The 20,472-nt window shown below is 61.5% G+C and carries 23 protein-coding genes; 7 read left to right on the top strand and 16 right to left on the bottom strand.

Translation table 11 applies throughout. The annotated features are described in order from the left end of the window. Positions 1–79: 79 nt before the first annotated feature. Complete coding sequence (locus tag MHY87_RS08775) at positions 80–1,009, bottom strand: dihydrodipicolinate synthase family protein (protein ID WP_239351087.1); 930 nt, start codon at positions 1,007–1,009, stop codon at positions 80–82. 115 nt (positions 1,010–1,124) lie between these two features. On the opposite strand from MHY87_RS08775, the gene MHY87_RS08770 reads away from it, so the two are divergent. Beyond that, on the top strand, positions 1,125–1,835 hold the full coding sequence (locus tag MHY87_RS08770) for a GntR family transcriptional regulator (RefSeq protein WP_239351085.1): 711 nt from the start codon (positions 1,125–1,127) through the stop codon (positions 1,833–1,835). Between the two features lie 105 nt (positions 1,836–1,940). On the opposite strand, the gene MHY87_RS08765 is transcribed toward MHY87_RS08770, so the two are convergent. Genes MHY87_RS08765 through MHY87_RS08745 form a run of 5 tightly spaced genes read right to left on the bottom strand, consistent with a single transcriptional unit; the run spans position 1,941 to position 4,141 of the window. Next, entirely contained in the window at positions 1,941–2,426 is a 486-nt protein-coding gene (locus tag MHY87_RS08765; protein ID WP_239351083.1) for a VOC family protein, read from the bottom strand. A 23-nt stretch (positions 2,427–2,449) separates the two neighbouring features. Continuing rightward, positions 2,450–2,875, bottom strand: a complete 426-nt coding sequence (locus tag MHY87_RS08760) for a DoxX family protein (protein WP_239351081.1) — start codon at positions 2,873–2,875, stop codon at positions 2,450–2,452. An 11-nt stretch (positions 2,876–2,886) separates the two neighbouring features. Further along, on the bottom strand, positions 2,887–3,249 hold the full coding sequence (locus MHY87_RS08755) for a DUF1428 domain-containing protein (protein WP_239351079.1): 363 nt from the start codon (positions 3,247–3,249) through the stop codon (positions 2,887–2,889). Positions 3,250–3,273: 24 nt separating this feature from the next. After that, on the bottom strand, positions 3,274–3,696 hold the full coding sequence (locus tag MHY87_RS08750; protein ID WP_239351077.1) for a YciI family protein: 423 nt from the start codon (positions 3,694–3,696) through the stop codon (positions 3,274–3,276). Between the two features lie 13 nt (positions 3,697–3,709). Then, a complete protein-coding gene (locus MHY87_RS08745; protein ID WP_239351075.1) occupies positions 3,710–4,141 on the bottom strand; it encodes a VOC family protein in 432 nt (143 codons plus the stop codon). Positions 4,142–4,197: 56 nt separating this feature from the next. Between MHY87_RS08745 and MHY87_RS08740 the strand changes: the two genes are divergently transcribed. Further along, positions 4,198–4,899 carry a helix-turn-helix domain-containing protein gene (locus MHY87_RS08740; RefSeq protein ID WP_239351073.1) on the top strand — a complete coding sequence of 234 codons (702 nt, stop codon included), beginning with the start codon at positions 4,198–4,200 and terminating at the stop codon, positions 4,897–4,899. Here MHY87_RS08740 and MHY87_RS08735 read toward each other — a convergent pair. Further along, positions 4,888–5,163, bottom strand: coding sequence for an HNH endonuclease (locus tag MHY87_RS08735; RefSeq protein ID WP_239351072.1), 276 nt, complete (start codon positions 5,161–5,163; stop codon positions 4,888–4,890). The genes MHY87_RS08740 and MHY87_RS08735 overlap by 12 nt on opposite strands. A 60-nt stretch (positions 5,164–5,223) precedes the next feature. Between MHY87_RS08735 and MHY87_RS08730 the strand changes: the two genes are divergently transcribed. Continuing rightward, entirely contained in the window at positions 5,224–5,739 is a 516-nt protein-coding gene (locus MHY87_RS08730; RefSeq protein ID WP_239351071.1) for a BON domain-containing protein, read from the top strand. 100 nt (positions 5,740–5,839) lie between these two features. After that, positions 5,840–6,691 (top strand): sulfite exporter TauE/SafE family protein, encoded by an 852-nt coding sequence (locus tag MHY87_RS08725; RefSeq protein WP_239351070.1) that lies wholly within the window; start codon positions 5,840–5,842, stop codon positions 6,689–6,691. Here MHY87_RS08725 and MHY87_RS08720 read toward each other — a convergent pair. Next, positions 6,688–6,897, bottom strand: a complete 210-nt coding sequence (locus MHY87_RS08720; protein WP_239351069.1) for a hypothetical protein — start codon at positions 6,895–6,897, stop codon at positions 6,688–6,690. The genes MHY87_RS08725 and MHY87_RS08720 overlap by 4 nt on opposite strands. Before the next feature lie 169 nt (positions 6,898–7,066). On the opposite strand from MHY87_RS08720, the gene MHY87_RS08715 reads away from it, so the two are divergent. Then, the gene (locus MHY87_RS08715; RefSeq protein WP_239351068.1) at positions 7,067–7,888 is read left to right on the top strand and encodes a MipA/OmpV family protein; all 822 of its coding nucleotides are present in this window, start codon (positions 7,067–7,069) and stop codon (positions 7,886–7,888) included. A 57-nt stretch (positions 7,889–7,945) separates the two neighbouring features. Here MHY87_RS08715 and MHY87_RS08710 read toward each other — a convergent pair whose 3' ends face one another. Genes MHY87_RS08710 through MHY87_RS08700 form a run of 3 tightly spaced genes read right to left on the bottom strand, consistent with a single transcriptional unit; the run spans position 7,946 to position 11,338 of the window. Continuing rightward, complete coding sequence (locus tag MHY87_RS08710) at positions 7,946–8,329, bottom strand: 6-carboxytetrahydropterin synthase (protein ID WP_239351067.1); 384 nt, start codon at positions 8,327–8,329, stop codon at positions 7,946–7,948. Positions 8,330–8,368: 39 nt separating this feature from the next. After that, the gene (locus tag MHY87_RS08705; RefSeq protein WP_239351066.1) at positions 8,369–10,792 is read right to left on the bottom strand and encodes a bifunctional diguanylate cyclase/phosphodiesterase; all 2,424 of its coding nucleotides are present in this window, start codon (positions 10,790–10,792) and stop codon (positions 8,369–8,371) included. 36 nt (positions 10,793–10,828) lie between these two features. Further along, positions 10,829–11,338 carry a molybdopterin-dependent oxidoreductase gene (locus tag MHY87_RS08700; protein WP_239351065.1) on the bottom strand — a complete coding sequence of 170 codons (510 nt, stop codon included), beginning with the start codon at positions 11,336–11,338 and terminating at the stop codon, positions 10,829–10,831. A 292-nt stretch (positions 11,339–11,630) separates the two neighbouring features. On the opposite strand from MHY87_RS08700, the gene MHY87_RS08695 reads away from it, so the two are divergent. Continuing rightward, positions 11,631–12,545 (top strand): TylF/MycF family methyltransferase, encoded by a 915-nt coding sequence (locus MHY87_RS08695; RefSeq protein ID WP_239351063.1) that lies wholly within the window; start codon positions 11,631–11,633, stop codon positions 12,543–12,545. Positions 12,546–12,596: 51 nt separating this feature from the next. On the opposite strand, the gene MHY87_RS08690 is transcribed toward MHY87_RS08695, so the two are convergent. From MHY87_RS08690 to MHY87_RS08675, 4 genes are all read right to left on the bottom strand, one after another. Next, positions 12,597–13,535: a ring-cleaving dioxygenase gene (locus MHY87_RS08690; protein ID WP_255726479.1), complete on the bottom strand. Its 939-nt coding sequence runs from the start codon at positions 13,533–13,535 to the stop codon at positions 12,597–12,599. 141 nt (positions 13,536–13,676) lie between these two features. Next, positions 13,677–15,110, bottom strand: coding sequence for a M20 family metallopeptidase (locus tag MHY87_RS08685; protein ID WP_239351062.1), 1,434 nt, complete (start codon positions 15,108–15,110; stop codon positions 13,677–13,679). A 106-nt stretch (positions 15,111–15,216) separates the two neighbouring features. Further along, on the bottom strand, positions 15,217–16,044 hold the full coding sequence (locus tag MHY87_RS08680) for a hypothetical protein (protein WP_239351061.1): 828 nt from the start codon (positions 16,042–16,044) through the stop codon (positions 15,217–15,219). 38 nt (positions 16,045–16,082) lie between these two features. Beyond that, entirely contained in the window at positions 16,083–17,630 is a 1,548-nt protein-coding gene (locus MHY87_RS08675; protein WP_239351060.1) for an ATP-binding protein, read from the bottom strand. 202 nt (positions 17,631–17,832) lie between these two features. Here MHY87_RS08675 and MHY87_RS08670 point away from each other — a divergent pair, with 202 nt between their 5' ends. Then, positions 17,833–18,072 (top strand): hypothetical protein, encoded by a 240-nt coding sequence (locus MHY87_RS08670; protein ID WP_239351059.1) that lies wholly within the window; start codon positions 17,833–17,835, stop codon positions 18,070–18,072. Positions 18,073–18,080: 8 nt separating this feature from the next. Here the strand turns inward: MHY87_RS08670 and MHY87_RS08665 are convergent, their stop codons facing one another. Then, complete coding sequence (locus MHY87_RS08665; RefSeq protein WP_239351058.1) at positions 18,081–19,568, bottom strand: MDR family MFS transporter; 1,488 nt, start codon at positions 19,566–19,568, stop codon at positions 18,081–18,083. Positions 19,569–20,472 lie beyond the last annotated feature (904 nt).

Below are 20,472 nucleotides of genomic sequence, written 5' to 3'. Positions count from 1 at the left end.
TTCGCTCTTCAAAACGAAATGTCGTGAATCGAAAGAGGCGGAGAAGCGAGCGCCTCTCCGCCGTCGTCATTAAGCGGCATTACGCGGCGGGCTTCAATCCCACATCGGGAAGCTTCGGCCGGTTCTTCAACGCCTTGGCCATGACCTCCTCCACATGAGCGCGATCCTTGCCTTCCAGCGCGAGGCGCGGCGGGCGGGTGAGCGCGGAGCCGCGTCCCATGATCTCCTCGCAGAGCTTGATGCATTGCACGAGATCGGGGCGCGCATCGAGATGCAGCAGCGGCATGAACCAATCGTAGAGCGCCTGCGCCTCCTGATAGCGGCCTGCCTTCGCCAGACGGAACAGGGTCTCGCCTTCCTGCGGGAAGGCGTTCGACATGCCGGAGATCCAGCCTGCCGCGCCGAGCATCACGCTCTCCACCACCACGTCGTCGAGACCGGCGAACAGCACGAAACGGTCGCCCACCATGTTGCGCGTGTCGGTGAAGCGGCGCGTATCGCCGGAGGAATCCTTGAAGCAGACGATGGTTTCGCAATCGGCGAGCGAGGCGAGAATGTCGGGCGTCACGTCGTTCTTGTAGATCGGCGGGTTGTTGTAGACCATCACCGGCAGGTCGGTGGCCTTGGCGACGCCACGGAAGTGAGCGGCGGTCTCGTGCGGCTTCGAGGAATAGACGAGAGCGGGCATCACCATCACACCGTCGAGGCCCACGCGCGCGGCTTCCTTGGCCACTTCCGAGGCGAACTGGGTGGTGAATTCGGCAATGCCCGCGATCACCGGCACGCGGCCCTTGGACACTGCCTTGGCGGTCTCCATGACCGCGACCTTCTCGGAGCGGGAGAGTGAGGTGTTCTCGCCCACCGTGCCGCAGACGATGAGCCCGGACACGCCGTCCCGGATCAGGCCGTCCAGAACCTTGGCGGTGGCATCGAGATCAAGCTCGTAATTGGGCTTGAATTGGGTGGTGACTGCGGGAAAGACGCCTTCCCAGCCGATTTTCTTCGCCATTGATCCTGAGCTCCCGGAATCGGTGTTGAATGCGCTTATTGTAGATTGTATAAAATCTGCAGAGTCAAGCCATTCTCCCGCAAGCCTGCTATAGGGATATAAAGTTCAGCACCCAATGATCCCGACGACCATGCCCCCGGCCAAACCTGCCCGCAAATCTCTCCAGCACCGGACGATCTCCTCCGCCGTCGCCGAGGAACTGCGCCGCCGGATCGTGGACGGGGAGTTCAAGTCGGGCTTCCAGCTTCGCCAGGATGCGCTGGCCGCCGAGTTCGGGGTGAGCCGCATCCCCGTGCGTGAGGCGCTGATGCAGCTGGAGGCGGAGGGACTCGTCAAGATTCACCCGCACCGGGGCGCCATCGTCTCGGAGCTGTCGACGGACGAGATCGAGGAGCTGTTCGAGCTGCGCGCCCTGCTCGAGCCGCGCCTGCTCAAGGCCTCCGCCCCGCGCCTGACGCAAGCCGATTACACGCGGCTGAACGAAATCCTGCAGGAATATGCATCCGAGCTTCAGGCCATGCATATCGGCCGCTGGGGCGAGCTGAACACCGAATTCCATAGAGTGCTCTATCAGCACGCGAAGCAGCCGCGCTCGCTTTCCATCGTCGCGAACCTGTTGCAGGAAAGCGACCGCCACACGCGCCTTCAGCTCTCGCTCACGCAAGGCATGGAGCGCGCGGCGGCGGAGCATGCGGAACTTCTCAAGCTGTGCGCGGAAGGAAAGATCACGGCGGCCTGCACGCTTCTGAAGGCGCATATCGAAGGCGCGGGAGAGTCGTTGCGGCGCTATCTCGAAGAGCACCAGAAGGGGAATAGCAGCGGTTAGAGCACGACGCCTTTTACCGCACATCCCCTCTCCCACACGGGAGAGGTATTCCAGCGCGTCACTCGTCAGCCGTTCACATTTTCCGCAAGAAGGAAGAGCAAGCTCTCACGCCGCCGTTTCACCGCGATACGCTTTCTCGAGCGCCGCGAGATCGAGCTTCACCATCGTCATCATCTCTTCCATCACGCGGCGGACTTTCGCGGAATCCTTGTCCTTGATCATGCGGGTCATCGCTTCCGGCACGATCTGCCAGGAGATGTCGTAGCGGTCCGTGATCCAGCCGCAGGCCATGGGCGTTCCGCCATCCAGCAGCGTGTTCCACAACCGGTCGACTTCCGCCTGATCGGCGCAAGGGACGAAGAGCGAGATGGCGGGCGTGAACTGGAAGTTCGGTCCGCCGTTCAGCGCCAGATAGGGTGAGCCCGCCAATGTGAATTCCACCAGCATCACGTCGCCGGGCTTACCGCCGGGCGTCTCGACCGTGTAGGGCAGAACGGCATCGATGCGGGAATCGGGCAGCAGCGAGACGTAGAATTTCGCGGCTTCTTCGGCATTGCCGTCAAACCACAGGCAAGGGGCGATCTTGGACATGATGCTTCTCCTCGATGAAACGATCAAAGGCTTGGGATCAGCAGGCGGCGCAGGTGAGGATTGCGCAGCCACAGGCTGCCCCAGACCGCAAGACCGACATAGACGCCGAAGAAAGTATGAGTGAGCAGAGGGCTCCCGATCCGCGCATGCGTGGCAACCGCACCGCCGAGATAGGCGGTGAGCAGCACGGCACCGAGAACGGCGGTGCGCGGATAAACATAGAGCAGCGTGCAGGCGAGAAGGATGATTCCTAACAGCCGCAAGCTGAGATCATCCGTCGGCCAGCCGAGCTGTGCCGTCGTATCGGCCACGACTTGAAGCGGCACCAGCTTGATGGCGCTGTCGAAGACCAGGAACAGGATGACGAGCCCACTGAGCATTCTGCCGGTCCAGAGACCGGCAGAGCTGATGGCAGGAGCAGCCATGGTGTTTGAAGCGGTACTCTGCATGATGCCGTTCCTCAGTCCTGTTTTTCATTGGTATCAATGAGCGTCGTGAATCCGCCCCAGAACATGCGCTTGGTATCGAACGGCATGTCGCTCATGGCAAGGCGCGGATCTTCCATGACCTTCTTGTTGCCCGCATCGCGCGCTTCTTTCGAGGGCCAGACGATCCAGGAGAACACGACGTTCTCTCCGGCCTGTGCCTTCACCGCTTTCCTGAAATCGGTGACTTCGCCATCCGGAATGTCGTCGCCCCAGCATTCGACGATATGCAGCGCGCCGTGCTCCTTGAAGATCGGTGCCGCGTGTGCTGCGACCTTGCGATAGGCCTCGCGGTTGCCGGCGGGAACGGGAATGACGAAACCGTCTACATAGGTCATGGGAATCTCCTTGCTGATCGTGCTTTAGTGACCGGCCAGTTTCTCGCGGTTGCTCTCGTGCAGCTCGGCGACCTCCGACGTCAGCACCTCGGCAAAGTCCGCCATTTCATAGAGCGGACGAATCTCGATCTCGCTTGGTCCCGGCATGGGGTTGGGACAGCGCTTCACCCATTCCACTGCCTCCGCCATGTCCTTGACCTCCCAGAGCCAGAAACCGGCGACCAGCTCGCTGGTGGCAGAGAACGGCCCGTCGATCACCGTGCGGCTTGCGCCGTCGAAGGCGACGCGCTTGCCATGCGACGACGGCTTCAATCCATCGCCCGCCTGCATGATGCCGGCCTTGACCAGCTCCTCGTTGAATTGGCCCATGGCCTCGAACAGTTCGGTCGAGGGCATGAGGCCCGCTTCGCTGTCCTTCGTCGCCTTCACGAGAACCATCACACGCATCGTCTCTCTCCCCTCAGGCGTTGGCTGTGTCGCACATCGCGGCCTTCGCCGCTTCGAGATCCATCCACATCACTTCCCAGATGTGCCCGTCCGGGTCCTCGAAGCTGCGGCCATACATGAAGCCGTAATCCTGCTGCGGGCCGGGATCGGCGCGTCCACCGGCGCCTGCGGCCTTCGCGACCGTTGCATCCACCTCCTCGCGGCTGCCCGCCGAGAGGCAGATCAGCACCTCGGTCGTCTCGCGCGCATCGGCGATCTTCTTGGGCGTGAACTGGCGGAACTTGTCGTGGGTCAGCAGCATCACGTGGATGGTCTCGGAGATGACCATGCAGGCGGCGGTGTGGTCGCTGAATTGCGGGTTTCTGGTGGCCCCGATGGCCTCGTAGAACGCATTGGCGCGGTCGAGGTCGGAGACCGGCAGATTGATGAACACGAGCTTCGACATGGGCTTCCTCCGTTTGGTTTTGACATTGATTCCAGAGAAAGTTATAAATAGCAACTATGAAGTTAGAAAAAATAACTGAACAGAAGGAAGCCCGGGCGAAGCGTCACTATGACGACGCCTGCGCGACTGCTCACGCCCTCGATCTCGTGGGCGAACGCTGGGCGCTTCTGGTCATCCGCGAGCTGATGCTCGGCCCCAAGCGCTTTAGCGACCTGCGCGAGAGCCTGCCCGGCATCAGCGCGAACGTTCTCACCCAGCGTCTCGAAGGTCTCGAATCTGCAGGCGTTCTCACCCGCCGCAAGCTGCCGCCGCCTGCGGCAGCCCAGGTTTATGAGCTGACGGAGTGGGGTTATGAGAGCGAGCCGATCTTCCAGGCGCTGGGCCGCTGGGCCGCCCGCTCGCCCCAGCACGATCCGACCCTGCCGTTCAGCACCGCCTCCTTCATCCTTTCCATGCGCACCATGTTCGATGCGAAGCGGGCCGAGGGCCTCGATGCCCGGATCGGCTTTCGCCTGAACGAGGGCGACACCTTCCTCGCGCATCTGGCCGAGGGCCGGATCGAGATCGCGCGCAGTCCCCTGGACGACGCCGATCTGGTCTTTACCGGTACGCCGCCGGTGATGGCGGGCGCGATCTATGGCGGCCAGCCGCTTGAGGCATTGGAGAGCGCGGGCGTTCTGAAGATCGAGGGAGACAGGGCGCTGGCGAAGCGTTTCGTGAGCCTGTTCCCGCTGCCGCCGAAGGCGTCACTCGGGTAAGCCGGATTTCACTTTAAGCGCACGAAACTCTTGTGCATCCATGACGCCGCGCTGGTTGTTGCAGGCCTGACAGGCGAGCACAAGATTGGCGGCGTTCAGCGGCCCGCCCTGGGAGCGCGGCAGCACATGGTCGAGGGTGGCGAGAGCGGGCGAGCGGCTCAATCCCTTCGCCAGGCGATGCGTTGCGACACCGCAATAGACGCAGCATCCGCCGTCGCGCGCAAAGATCGTCTCGAACAATTTGATGCGCTGCGCTGCTTTCATGGATGGGAACCTGGGAAGGGCCGGAAGGTTGCTCCTGTCACGAGAGACAGGAGCAAAGCCATGGTAGACACCCGCCGCAGGAATCGAAACCCCTTGAAGGATGACAACGGCTACGGCGATGCACCGAAGGGTACCACGGGCTTCCGTCGCGAACGCAGCTATGCCGACGAGTTTGGCGGCGGCGTGATTGATGATGGACACAGAAGCTCTCTCCCCGACGAAGGCTTCGCACCCGATCACGCACGCCACCGCTCGGGCCTCGGCGCTCTTGGCGACCGCGATCCGAACGATCCTGAGCTTCGCGATGACCGCGACAGCTCGGGCCCGCATCGCGGCCGTGGGCCGAAAGGCTACAAGCGTTCCGACGAGCGTATTCACGAGGATGTCTGCGAGCGACTGACTGAAGACCGCTTCATCGATGCCTCGAATGTGGAAGTGACGGTGAAGGACGGCGAGGTGACACTCTCCGGCAGCGTGGCGAGCCGGGGTCTCAAGCACCGGGCCGAGGATCTCGCCGAACTCGCCTCGGGCGTTCGGCATGTGCAGAACAATTTGCGCATCGAGAGTGGAGCTTAGAGGCCTCCGGCACCCGACGAAGGACTCCTTGCCTTCATGCGCCAAACATCCCATGACCGTGAAACCGGCGCCCGTCGCCTGAAATTCCGGTGGTCTTCTCATGTTCGGCATTCCGCTTTTCGATCTCGCCTGGCTCGTTATCGCGCTTCTTGCGGCGGGCGCCATCACCGGCCTGCTCGCCGGCGTGTTCGGGGTCGGCGGCGGCGCGGTCGCGGTGCCGATCCTCTACGAACTCTTCCGCTTCCTCGAGGTGCCGGACGAGGTGCGCATGCCGCTTTGCGTCGGCACGTCGCTCGCCATCATCGTGCCCACCTCGATCCGCTCCTTCAATGCGCACCGGGCCAAGGGTGCGGTCGACATGTCGATCCTGAAGGTATGGGCCGTGCCGGTGGTGCTCGGCGTCGTGGTTGGCAGCGTGATCGCGCGCTACGCTCCCGCCGATCTGTTCAAGGGCGTGTTCGTGGTGGTGGCGGGCTTCTCCGCCATCCGCCTGCTCTTCGGCAAGGATACCTGGCGGCTCGGCCTCGACATGCCGAAGAAGTCCATCATGGTCGCCTATGGCTGGCTGATCGGCATTCTCTCCGCGCTCATGGGCATCGGCGGCGGACAGCTCTCGAACCTGTTCATGACCTTCTACAGCCGCCCGATCCACCAGGCGGTCGCGACCTCCTCGGGGCTCGGCATCCTGATCTCGGTTCCCGGCGCGCTCGGCTACATCTATGCCGGCTGGCCGCACATGGCGGATTATCCAACCGTCACGGCCTTCCAGCCGCCGCTGGCGCTGGGCTACGTGTCGCTTCTCGGCTTCATCCTGTTCATTCCCACCAGCACCTGGATGGCGCCCATCGGCGCGCGGCTGGCGCACCGGCTCTCGAAGCGGCGCCTGGAAGTCGCCTTCGGTATCTTCCTGCTTCTCGTCTGCGCGCGCTTCGCCGCAAGTCTCTTGACTTAAGGCACCTCGGGCTGCGGCGTCGGATGGAGAACGGGCTTCTCCGGTTCCGGCGGCTGCTCGGGCAAGGACGAGGGAACGCTCGGCGTGATCGGCGGCACGGGGGACTCGGGCGGAACCGGCATGGATGGTACCGGCTCCGTCGGAGGCGGCTTCGGAAAGAACTCATCGGGCTGCGGGCGGCTGCTGGCGCTTAACGTCAAGACCATCGTCTCCTGGGGCTTCGTTCATTAACCGTCCGAAACGATAAAAAGTTCTGCGTTGCAGCGTTCACTCTGCCTTGACCTAAATCGCATCGACGCTCCTGTCATAGCTTGACCTTCCCGGCGTTTACCGTCAGGACGGAATGACCCGATCACACTGACCCGGTGACAACCCATGCGCTTTCCGAAATCCCTCGCACTTGCCACATTGTTGCTTACGGGCACGGCGGCGGTTTCGGCTCACGCGGCGGATCTGACCTTCGCCTCGCCCGAAGTCCTTCCCTCGGGCTGGATCGTGACCGTGAAAGGCAACCTGCGCGCGGGGCCATCCTATCCCGGTTCGGATGATCTGAGCTTTATCGGCTATCCTTCTTTAAGCTTCCGCCGCGCGGGAACGGTCGAGCGCTTCAGCGCTCCCGATGACGGATTGAGCTTCTCGTTTCTCGACGATTCCGCCTTCCGCTTCGGCGCGGTCGGCCGCTTCCAGGGCGGCCGCTACTACGAGGACAACGAGGAGCTGTTCGGCCTCAAAAAGATCGACTGGGCCGTCGAGCCCGGCGTGTTCGTGGAATACTGGATCACGGATTTCCTGCGCGCCCGCGCCGAACTGCGCCACGGCATCAACGGACATCACGGCTTCGTGGCCGATCTCGGCCTCGACGTGGTGCAGAGCTTCGGTGCGTTCACCCTCTCGGCGGGCCCGCGACTGTCGCTTGGCGATGGCGACTTCACCCGCACCTATTTCGGCGTGACGCCGGAGGAGGCCGCCCTCAACGGACAGGTTACGGCTTATGACCCGTCCGGCGGCATCACCTCCGTCGGCGCCACGTTGGGCGCGACTTACACGTGGTCTCCGCAATGGTCGACGACAGCCTTCGTGACCTACAAGCATCTCGTGGGCGATGCGGCGGACAGCCCGATCGTCAAGGAATTCGGCTCGGAGAACCAGGTCGGCGTCGGACTGACATTGTCGTATTCCTTCAGCACCGGCCGATAAGAACCATCATTCAAAAAAAGCGCCTGGAGATATTCCGTCTCCAGGCGCTTTTTTCATTCAGGCCGCGAGATTCTGCAGATCCTCGCCGCGATAGATGCATCCTTCCGTCGAGCCCATCATGCCGCGCTTCAGCTCGACCTCTTCGAGATTCGGGAAGCGCTCCTTCACCTGGCGCCAGATATAGATCGTGATGTTCTCGAGGGATGCGAGGCCGATCTCGTTCTGCTTGAGATCGAGATTGGTGTGGTCGAGGCCCGTGCCGTGGCTGCCCTTCAGCTCATCGATGTAATTCTCGACGTCGTAGAGATTGACCGGCCAGTTATAAACCTCGTCGACTGGGCCGCCGAAAGTCAGTTTCGCAATGAAGGTATGCCCATGCAGCCCCGAATAGGGCTCAACAGAATGGGCCGCCTCGAACGTAAACTCGCAATAGGTCTTCATCGGTCCTGCTCCAATCCAAAGGGGTGAGGTGATCCGGCGTCAGGCGAATTCCACTTTTCGCCTGTCGGTCCTGAGCGTGTGAACGAGTTCGGAAGCGGGCTTCGGCATTCCGAAGAGAAAGCCCTGCACCTCGGTGCATCCGGCTGCGGTGATCTGAAGGAACTGATCCTCCGTCTCGACGCCCTCCGCCACCGTGGCCATGCCGAGGCTCGCGCCGAGGCTTGCGATGGAACGCACGATGGCCAGGCAATCCGCACGGGAGGACAATTCGCGCACGAAGCTCTGGTCGATCTTGATCTTGTCGAACGGAAAGCTGCGTAAGTAGCTGAGAGAAGAATAGCCCGTGCCGAAATCGTCCATGGCGATGCGCACGCCCATGCGGCGCAGCTGATGCAAGGTCGCGACGGTGAGCTCGTTGTCATGCAGCAGCACCGATTCCGTCACTTCCAGCTCCAGGCGATCTGATGCCAGGCCGGAGCGCGCTAAGGCGCGGCTCACACTCTGCACGAGAGTCTTGTTGCGGAACTGCACAGGCGAGAGATTGACCGCGACCTTGATGGTCTTCGGCCACGCGGTCGCCGCCATGCAGGCCTGTTCCAGAACCCAGTCGCCGAGGGACGAGATGAGGCCGATGTCTTCGGCCACCGGAATGAAATCGCCGGGCGAGATCGTTCCGCGCTCGGGATGCTGCCAGCGCAGCAGCGCCTCATAGCCGCCGATCTCGTTGGCGCGCACATTGACCTGCGGCTGGAAGAACAGCTCGAACTCGCGGTTGGGGAGCGCCTTGCGCAGATCCGTTTCGAGCGAGCGGCGCGCCTGCAGCTCCGCATCCATCTCCGGCTCGAAGAAGCGATAGGTTGCGCGCCCGTCGGCCTTGGCGCGGTAGAGGGCCAGATCCGCCTGCTTGAGAAGCTGGTCGGGGGACAGGTTGCCCTCAGCGGCAATCGCGATGCCGATGCTGGTGCCGATGACGATCTCCTGGCCTTCGAGATCGTAGGGCTTGCTGATGGTTTCGACGATGCGCACGGCGAGTGCCGCGCAATCCTCCGGATCGTCGATGGCAAGCTGCAGGATGGCGAACTCGTCGCCCCCGAGCCGGGCGACCACATCCTGCTGCCGGATGCAGCTGCGCAGTCGCTCGGCCACGAGCTTGAGAAGGGAGTCGCCCATCTCATGACCGAGGGAATCGTTCACGTCCTTGAAGCGGTCGAGATCGAGGCACAGCACTGCCATCTTCAGGCGCTCACGCTCCGCCTCTTCGAGAGCATGCTCCAGCTGCTGCCGGAAGAGCACGCGGTTGGCGAGATCGGTCAGCGCGTCGTGATGGGCCATATAGGCGATCTGAGACTCGGCCTGCCTGCGCTCCGTGATGTCCTCGTAGGTCGCGACCCATCCGCCGTCCGACATGGGCTGGTGGGAGATGGCGAAGGTCTGCCCATCGGCCGCCTCATGAATGAAGGCGAATTGCTGCCGCTTGCGCATGAGCTCCTGCTGCTCGGACAGGATTTTCCGCAACGGCTCTATTCCCTTGAGGTGCGGCACTTCCTTCTGCGCCATCAGTCCGCTCAGGGTCACGCCGGGTTTGACGTTCCTGTCGATGCTGAAGAGTTCCGCGAAGCGGTCGTTGAAGACGATGATGTGCTCGGAACCGTCCACCATGCACAGGCCGTGCGACATGTTGTTGAGCGCGGCGTCGAAACGTTCGTTCTGCGTTCTGAGCTCATGCTCCTGGTTCTGCAAAGCCTCGTTGCGCAGCTGCAGCTCCTCATAGGCGCTGCTGAGGGCCTTGTTCGTCTTTTCCAGCTTCAGGGAGATATTCTCGAAATTGTTGGCATAGAGACGCAGCTCCGTATGCGCCCTTTCCAAGAGCCTGTTGTGCCATCCCAGCAGCGCGAGAAGGAACAGGCCGAACACGATCAGACCCGCGGCGAGGCTCGAGAACATCCAATGCAGGCGGATCAGCTCCTGCTGGTCCTGCTCGGCCCGCTGACCGCCATAGTGAAGAGCCGCCGCAGCCAGGCCGGCGAGCTTGGCATCGAATTTCTCTACCACCCTGACAATGCTCAGGGCAGCTTCGGGCGTGTCCAGGTTTTCGATGGCAGGCTGGATCTCGGCAAGCGTTTCAGCCAGCTCATCGACAGTCGCCTGCCATTCGGGAGCAATGCGGAGAAATTCCCTGAAGTCGCCGGACCGCAGAAGATCGGACCGGCTGACCATGATCTCATAGCGGAGGGAAACCTCATCCTTGTCGACGGTCGGGTCGTTCGCCGCATAGGCGCTGAGGCGCTGCTCAAAACGCGCGAATTCCTGCATGGCGGCGCTGGCATGCCAAGGCATGTTGTAGCGCGCGACATGCTTGAGGACTTCCTGACGCTCGACAATCAGAATCGAAATGTAAGCGGCGGAGAGGATGAAGCCCGCAATGACGGCGGCAAGCACAATTTTGAGCGTGCGAAGCGACAAGCGATTTTTCTCCGAAGCACGATGCCTGAAGCCCGACTACTTCACGGTGATCTTGGAGACCTGCCACACTGATCGACCGTAATAGGTCTGGTGCTTCAACTCAGGGTCGCTGTCGAAGGGATAGACGACGAAGAGAGGCCCCTTGTCGCGAACGGACATGTACTGGCCGTTCTGCTTCGTCGCGAGAATGACGTTGTACTTCGTGATGTCCGTGAACGGGATGTCGCTGCTGTAATCGTTCAGCGCCGTAACCACGATATGCTCGCCCTTGGCGCCCAGGTGCTGCATGAGCTTGGACAAGGGCACCCCTTCGAACTTCACCCGCTCGGAATACCAGGGGGTTTCCGTTTCAAACGAAACCGTGCCCACCGCCTCGAGCATGGCGCGGTCGAACACCGCCGTGTTGCCTTGGTTGGTCACCGAGATGTTGCCTGAGACCGTCAGGATCGGCCTTTGTTTCGGCGCGGGCAGCGTCTCCGCCTCCGCCGTGCCGCTTCCGGACAAGCCGATGAACGCAATGAATGCAGCTAGAACAATGTTTCGCATCTGTAACCAGGCAAGCCCGCCCCTATTAGCAATTGGTAGTTACTCTTAAAGCATGAAGCGGGTAAAACCATATTTACACAATGTATTAAATATTTTTCTTATGTAATTATATTATATATCGCATCTTATTATTTGTTCACCTCAGCACGGATTGCGCCTTTTACAAAATCTTGGCGCCTGAGGATAATCCTATGAGACTCTGCGAGAGTACTTACATCATCGATTGAAATCGCCAAGACGGATTAAAGGCGCCTTGCCGCAATGTCATATCATGTAAAATTATAAACGTGTCTTGTGGTCTACACGGATCGACCGTTATTTATTCTCACCCATTCTTCGCGTTGCTTGTTCTGCCCCCACAAGCCTGGACAAAAGCCAGTGTACGCGCGCAGAGCCAGTGAGAGAAAAGATGAAAGATACCTACCCGCAGAAAGACATAAACCAGCAGACATACAAGATTCAAAACGGCGAATTATCGAGCCGCACCGAGCACGACATGTTGCTGGACACGCGCCTTCTCTCACTGTCGAGAGAGCTGCTTCCTCAATACGGAGGAAACTGGAATTTTCATAATATGGTCACGCTCAAGCAAAAAGCGCTGAGCCGCATCATCTATTATCACGAGCTTTATCAAAAGATTCTCGACGTGCCGGGCGTGATCTGCGAGTTCGGCGTTCAATGGGGCGCCAGCCTGGCCCTGCTGCAGAATTTCCGCGGAATGTACGAGCCGCATAACGTTTCCAGAACGATCTTCGGCTTCGATACCTTCGAGGGATTTTCAACGGTCGACAGCAAGGATGGCGGCTTTGCCGAAATCGGCGATTACAGCTCGCTGCCAAATTATGAGGACACTCTCGACGAGATCCTGAGCATCCACGAAGGCCTGCACGCGATCAACCACATCAAGAAGTTCGAGCTGATCAAGGGTGATGCCTCCCGGACCATCGACGCCTGGCTGGAGAACAATCCGCATGCGATCGTGTCGATGGCGATCTTCGATATGGACGTCTACAAGCCGACCAAGGATGTTCTCGAAAAGATCATGCCGCGCCTTGTCAAAGGCTCCTTGCTTGTTTTCGACGAGCTGAACTGCCCGCAGCTTCCTGGCGAGACAATCGCCGTTCAGGAAGTCTTGGGCCTGAACAACATCAAGCTCAAGCGCCATCCGCTTCAAAGCTATTGTGCCTGGGGCGTGTTCGGCGAATGAGCCTGTTCCCGAGCCGCCTCACAGTCATGCGAAGCGGCTCGGGGAATGCATTTAAAGCGGCTTCAAGCCCGCCTCGATCTCGGCCCGGCGCGGCTCGAGGAAAGGCGGCAGCGCGAGGCGCTCGCCGAGCTTGTCCATGGGCTCGTCGGTGGCGAAGCCCGGCCCGTCGGTGGCGATCTCGAACAGGATGCCGTTGGGCTCGCGGAAATACAGGCTCTGGAAATAGTAGCGATCCACCGGCCCGCTCGACGGCGCGCGCAAGGATTGCAGACGCTCCCAGCATTCCTGATAGGTCTTCTCGTTCGGCGTGCGGAAGGCCACGTGATGCACGCCGCCCGCGCCCTGCTGTGCGAAGGGCAGGTCCGGCTCGACAGCCACATGCAGCTCCGCCGCAGGACCGCCCTCGCCCATCGCGAACACATGCACGGGCGTGTCGCCGATGCGGTATTCTTTCGCCAAGCGCATATCCATCGCGTCCGTGAGCACGCGCGCGGTGCGCTCCAGCTTCGGCACGCTAATGGTGATGGGGCCAAGCCCGCGGATCTGATACTCCGCCGGCACGGGGCTGCGCTCCCACGGATGCGCTTCGCCTGCGCCGTTATCATCGACGAGGCTCAGGCGCTGGCCCTCGAAATCCTCGAAGTCGAGAACGAGGCGTCCATTGCGCTCGACAACGTTCTGATGCGCGATGTCGAGGGACGCGAGGCGATCCTTCCACCAGCCCAGAGCCTTCTCGCCGTTCACGCGCAGAGCCGTCTGCGAGATGCTGTGCGTGCCGCGCCGCTCGCGCGTCACAGGCCAGTCGAAGAAGGTGATGTCGGAGCCGGGCGACGCCTTCCCGTCCGCGTAGAACAGGTGATAGGCGCTCACATCGTCCTGATTCACGGTCTTCTTCACGAGGCGCATGCCGAGCGCCTGCGTGTAAAAGGCATGATTGCGGGGCGCGTCGGCCGTGACGGCGGTGAGGTGATGAATTCCAGTCAGTTTCATGGGGATGCTCCATGTGTGTTGACCGGAAGATAGGACTGGGCGCCGCAAGCCGCGAGCCCACCACGCGCCAAGACGACCTTGTCGAAATGCAAGAACCCTGCCGGTTGAGGACAGGGTTCTTGCATGAGTGAAAACTAAGGATTACGCCGCCGAGCGCAGATCGTCCGGCGTCACATCCGGCGGAATGGGGCAGACATATTTGCGCCCGCCGGTACGCTCCTTCAGCTCCGCCTTGGCGCGGGCGACGAGATCGGGGTTGCGTAAGACATCGGCGGCCGTTGCCGCCATGGCTTTGGCCGCAAGCACCATGCCCTTGTGAGCGGCGGGCAGATTGCCCTGCGTGACGAGCTGCCAGGTGTGGAACGGGGTGCCGATGGCAAAGCACGCCGTGTGGCATTGCACGGTGGGCACGATCCAGCTCACATCGCCCACATCGGTGGAGCCCATCATCACGTCCTCGCGCGTGGGCAGCGCGAGAACGCCGTCGTGCAGCACTTCCGTTTTCAGCGACATGTCGTGGCGTTTGACGCTCGCCACGATGTCCTCCGGCGTAATCGCATCCTTCTGGATCTTCTGAGCGAAAGCCCGATCCTGCGCGTCGAAGTCCGGCCCGCCGAGACGCTTCATGTTTTCGAACATGGCCTCCTGCAGCGCCCTGTTGAGCACCACGTTGGAGGTCGCGTCCGTGATCTGAACCTTCACGGAGGTTTCGGTCATCAGGCCTGCGCCCTCCGCGATCTTCTTCACGCGCTCGAAGAGACGCTCCGCATCCGGCAGATGCGGCGAGCGCACGAGATAGAGCGATTCTGCAAAACCTTGCACCACGTTCGGCGCATTGCCGCCGGAATTGGTGATGGCGTAATGCACCCGCGCATCAGAGGGCATGTGCTCGCGCATGTAGTTCACGCCCACATTCATCAGCTCCACCGCGTCGAGCGCGCTGCGCCCGAGTTCCGGCGAGGCTGCTGCATGCGACGGACGGCCTGTGAAACGGAAATAAGCCTGGATGCAGGCGAGAGAGGATGAGCTCTGCACCTCGTTCACCACTTCCGGATGCCAGCAGAAGGCGGCGTCGAGATCGTCAAACAACCCTTCGCGCGCCATGAAGGTCTTTCCCGAGCCGCTCTCCTCCGCGGGGCAGCCGTAATAGCGCACGGTGCCTGCAATCCCTTCAGTTTCCAGCGCATCCTTCAACGCCACCGCCGCGAGCGCGGAGCCCGCGCCCAAAAGATTATGCCCGCAGCCATGCCCTGGCGTGCCCTTCTGCGTCGGCTGGTGCTCGGTCACGCCCGACACCTGCGCGAGATCGGGAAGCGCATCGAACTCGCCGAGGATGCCGACGATGGGACCGCCCTTACCGTATTCCGCCACGAACGCGGTCGCCATGCCGCCCGCATTCTTCGTGATGCGAAACCCCTCGCGCTCCAGCGTCGCAATCTGCTCCGCCACCGAGCGATGCTCCTCAAACGCCAATTCCGGCATCGCCCAGATACGGTCGCTCAAAGCAGTGTAATCGGCAGCCTTCGCGTCGACGCGACGGGCAATTTCATTGAGGCTGAGGGGGTCGTTTTGCATGGATTGGTTCTCTAATTAGGGCTCACCGAAAGCTGCCGGCTCTTCTCACTTATTTAAGTTGAACTTACACGCATGTAGGATGTTTAGATCTGCCTCTAAAAGAGGATCAAGGTTCTATGGCTGGAACCGTCAAGAGCGGATGAGATTCAACTAAAGTCCGTCCGGTCTTTCTATAAAGCGCAAACCTTTTTATCATATCTCTAACAATCTGGACTGCTTGTGCGCGTTCATCTCCGCTAATCCATACGGGATGTGCATGTCGAACTTCACTAGCTAGCTCCATGAGTCTCTTTCCACAATCTGGATGAACGTGAAGAGTTTCTTCTAGCTTTTTTATACCCGCAAGCTTGTCCTTAAGAGAGAATGAAACTCTGAAATCATTAACAAGGGCTTCAAAGGCTCGATAGCAGAAGAAGCCTGTGTCTGGGGGGATTTTCAAAGCATACTTAAGATCTGTAACAGCCTTTTGGAAATACCGGCTTTGTGAAGCTATGCTAAAATAGAAATCCAAATCTACAGCAGTTTGTTCTGTGGGACTTAGCCCGGGAAAATCTATTCCAAAAACGTGTGTGATTCCCCTTCTTACGTCATATGCTGTTTTTATATCGATATCCCTGAAAAACAGCGTATCGATGGACATTAGATCCACAATGCTATGTGCAAGCTCTTCAACTGTATTACGAAGCGTATAGAGGTTATCTATCTCGCTCGACGACTCGAATGTCGCAACAAGCTGGTTAAAAATGATATTGAACGTAAAATAGCCAACCAGGCCAGCATGCGGCGAATTAATGTTGCGCGCAATTGTCTGAGGAATATTAAGCATTGCGCGCTCTGGGTAAATTAGGCCGGTAAAAACATACTTCCATGATGCCTCAGAGGATGAGCCCTGAGGGTCCTTAGAACTTTCAGATGAAATCACTTCTGGTTCCATCACACGCGGCTCTCTGTTGAATTTATTTGTTTGTCTGCCTACCCCGCCGCAAACAAATCCCCGCTAGCCGCTGAACTCACCGGCTCCTCGAATGCGTTCGGGTCGCCCGGGCCTGTTTCCCAGCCCAGATCCGGCAGCGCAATGATGCGCAGGCCGCGGGGGTCGTTGCGGGTGACGACGATGTTGCGGGTTTCCATATAGGCGATGAGGCGGCGTGCGCGGCCCGGTGAGCGGCTGCCGCAGGCGCGGGCGATTTCGCCGTCGGGCGGGCAGGCGGAATTCTCCATCGCGGCGCGGGCGAGGAGCAGATAGACGCCCTGGATGTCCTCTTCGAGATCGTTCGCGAACGCCACCGCGCGATCCCACTCCGTGCCCTCGGCGGTCGCGGTGTCGACGCCCGCGCGCGCCACTGCGAGACGGCGGCGGAAGGCGTTGAGGTTCAGCGGCTCGCCCGACACGCGGCGGATGCGGCAGCGCACGAGAAAATCCTGATACAGAACGGCGACCGAGCGGAACGCGGCTTCGGGATCGTCGAGAATTTCGCGCAAGATCGCATCGAGCGCAGCCTCGCGCTCGGCCTTGGTTTCTTCCGTCGCTTCAACCGGTGCTTCGGGCGTGGCCGCGGCGCGGGTGCGGGCGAGCTGCGCCAGAAGATCGTTGGTGGAGGGTGCTGGCGGCGGAGGCGGCGCGCGGCGCGGCATGACGGGACGCGCCACCGCTTCGTCCTCGCCCGGCGTGAAGATGAGATCGCGCGCGTCTTCCTTCGGTTGTTCCGGCAGCGGCATGAGCTTGAAGGAGCCGGAGCGCGTGGAGGTTTCCACCTCGCCGATGCGGATGGGAAGCGGACGGCGCGACAGCGCGGGGCCCAATGCCACGAAATGTCCGCGTTCGAGATCGCGGAACATCTCGGCCTGTCGGCGCTCCATGCCGAGAAGGTCGGCGGCGCGGGCCATGTCGATGTCGAGGAAGGTGCGGCCCATGAGGAAGTTGGAGGCTTCCGCCGCCACGTTCTTCGCGAGCTTCGCGAGGCGCTGCGTCGCGATGATGCCCGCCAATCCACGCTTGCGGCCACGGCACATGAGGTTCGTCATCGCGCCGAGCGAGACTTTACGCGCCTCGTCTGAGACTTCGCCTGCGGCGGCGGGCGCGAACAACTGCGCCTCGTCCACCACCACGAGCATGGGATACCAGAAATCGCGGTCCGCATCGAAGAGGCCGCCGAGGAAGGCGGCGGCGCAGCGCATCTGCGCCTCGGCGTCGAGGCCTTCGAGCGAAAGCACGACCGAGACGCGGTGCTGACGCACGCGCGCCGCGATGCGCTGGATGTCGCCCTCGGAGCGGGAAGCATCGACAACGACGTGGCCGAACTTGTCGGCGAGCGTGACGAAATCGCCCTCGGGGTCGATCACGGCCTGCTGCACGAGGTTGGCGCTCTGCTCGAGAAGGCGGCGCAGGAGGTGCGACTTGCCGGAGCCGGAATTGCCCTGGACGAGCAGACGCGTCGCCAGAAGCTCTTCCAGATTGAGCTCGGCCCTCGAGCCTCCGGGTGCGGAGGAGAGCACTCCCATGTCGATGCCGACCTTCATCAGCCTCCCTCTTCAAGGCGCTAAAACTGCCCTGCTCCTACCATGCCAAAGCCCGTGGAAGGCCGGGATTTACGGATTCCTCCACAATCTTGCCAAGCTATCCCCAGGCATGAGGCCGCAGGTTTGATGAAACAACCTTTGGCCCCGGCCATTGACGGAGCGAAGCCACGATCTTCCTCGGCCAAGCCCGCAGGAGAGAGCGATGCCGCCGAATCCCCTGCTTCCCGGCGTTCTTCAGCCTCCAGCTCTCCCGGAATGGGGTTCGCCCCTGCCGGTTCAACAGGCGCTCGGCGAGCGCTCGATCCTGGAAGAGGACACATCAACCCGCCCTCACCCGGCCGCCACGGAGCGGGCGGAGAAGATCTTCGAGATCACCGGCCTCTTCCTGATTCTCGTGATCGCCTTGGCCGCCGCCTGGGTTTTGATCAAAGGGCGGCTCTAGAAAGCCGATCAATCGGCGATGGCCGCTTCCGCCGCTTTTACGGCGCTGCCGCGCAGGGGCAGTTCCTTCATGGCAACGAGGAAGACAAGCGCGAGCCCGAAGCCGATGCTTGCGGCCACGAACACATAGGAGAAGATATCGCCCAGATCGACGCCGCTCTGCGCCGCCGTATGCCCGAGCGTCTCGAAGCTCGTAGCTCCCGAGAGCCCCGCGCCGCTGAGCACGATGGCGCCGAACACGGCGACAATGAGCGCGCCGCCGAGCGAGCGGAAGAAGTTGGCTGTGCCCGTAGCAGTCCCGAGTTCGTGCGGTTTCACCGCATTCTGAATCGCGACCGTGGACACCGGCAGAAGCGTGCCAAGGCCCACGCTGATGATGGCGAGCAGCACTTCGATCATCGTGATGGAGATGGTGTGCGCAGAGGCCGCCAGCACGCCTGTCGCCACCATGGCAACGAGGAGGCCGCCCATCGGCAGGCGCTTGTAGTGTTTCGCCTTCGCCATGCTGCGCCCAGAAATGGTCGCGCCGCAGACGGTGCCTGCCATCAGGGGAATGAGCGCAAGGCCGGAGAGAGACGCGGACAACCCGCGCACGGCCTCGAAATAAACCGGCAGATAGATGGTGAGGCCGATATAGGTGCCCATGCCGAAACAGGCCGAGAGCACGCCCATGCGCACCACGGAATTGTTGAGCACGCCCGGTGGAATGAGCGGTTCCGGCGCAAGCCGCATGCGGATCGCGAACAGGCCCCACAGAACCACTGAACCTGCGACGAGCCCGAGAATCGGCAGCGAGAACCACGGAAAGCGCAGGCCGCCCCAACTCAAGGCGAGCAGCAGCGACACGGTCGCCGTGACCATCAGCATGGCGCCGAGCAGATCGAGCTGATGCGGCCTGTCGTGACGCGGCAGCTTCTTCAGCGTGTGGAACGTGATGAACAGCGCGATGAGGCCGAGCGGCAGGTTGATCCAGAAGATCACCGACCAATGCAGATGCTCCGCGAAGAACCCGCCGAGCACCGGGCCGAGAAGGCTCGACGACATGAACACGCTGGCGAAGTAGACCTGATATTTTCCGCGCTCCTTCGGCGGCACGAGATCGGCCACGATGGTCTGCGCGAGCGCGATCAATCCGCCGCCACCGACGCCCTGCAACCCGCGCGCCAGGATGAGAGCGAACATGGTGGGCGCAACCGCGCAGGCGATGGAGCCCACGATGAAGACGACGATGCCGATGAGCATGGTGACGCGCCGGCCGTGACTGTCGCTGAACTTGCCGTAGAGCGGCGTGACCGCCGTCGAGGTGAGCAGATACACCGTCACCACCCAGGGCAGATGCTCCAAATCGCCGAGTTCGCGTCCGATGGTGGGAAGCGCGGTCGCGATGATGGTCTGATCGAGGGCCGCCAGCAGCATGGCCAGCATGATGCCGATGATGATCGTGCGGATCTCGGCATGGCTGAGAGCGGGCGTGGCGGGAGGTTTCGGCTGATCCATCTCAGGTCCTTCGAGAATCCGGAAGCCGCCCTTTTAAAGAAACGGGAGCGGCTTGTCCCTCGCCAGCCATGCTGAGCGAACATGCGTCGGGCCATGAGACGAAGCCTAACGCATAAGTGTCCGGTTGTTTCCAGGGCATCGGGAGGGTGGGGCTTTGCCTATCCAGGATTCGACAGGAGCCTGACATTCACCGGCCGAGATTGCAGGAGGGCTGTCACCGCCCCTTCCCCTGAGTGGGAAAGCGTCCTCCCGGGGCTGCGCAGCAGAACCCGGGATCGCATGACGAGCATGGCGCGGGTTCCCTCTCCCGGGCGGGAGAGGTTTTCCTGCGCCATCTCCTGAGCGCGATCCCGGCTCGGCTGCGCCGTCCGGGATGACGAGAGGCGGAAAGGGATGACGCCTTGGCAGTCGATACCGCAATAATGTTCCTCTTTTGTTCTTGACAAAATGCCTAAGCTGGGCCATATCCGTGGGGTCCATTTCTCCCGAGGGACGCGCCCGAGGCGTCGGTCGTGGAGAGCGGATGCGGTTCTGATGCGCCGGCGGTCTCGCACCCGCCGGCCTCAGGAATCCGAGCGGGGAGGAAGAGGCGCTGAGCTTGTCCGGGCAGGCTGCGCACACGCTCCCCCAGCCTCGCCAGTGCTGGAACACGATTCCAGGGCTGCGCGCAAAGCCGTGCATAAGGCGTCTCTGAGGGTTCGTCCCTGATGGCGCCGGAGCGCCGAGGCCGGGTTCACAACAAGCCGCGCGCGGGAGGCTGATGCTTTCCGAGCCCGGGCGGGTTTCCCGTCCCGCCCCCCTTTCGCGCGCTCCGCTGCGGGTTCGCGAAGCATGAATGCCTCCCGCGCTTTCCCTCTCGAATGCGACGGATAAGGCCAGCGCAAGCCTAAAGCCACCTGCCCGA

The sequence above is a fragment of the Microvirga sp. ACRRW genome (assembly GCF_022346925.1).
Classification (GTDB): domain Bacteria; phylum Pseudomonadota; class Alphaproteobacteria; order Rhizobiales; family Beijerinckiaceae; genus Microvirga.
The sequence above is the reverse complement of the archived record's forward strand: the minus strand, read 5'-3'. Positions and strand labels throughout refer to the sequence as shown.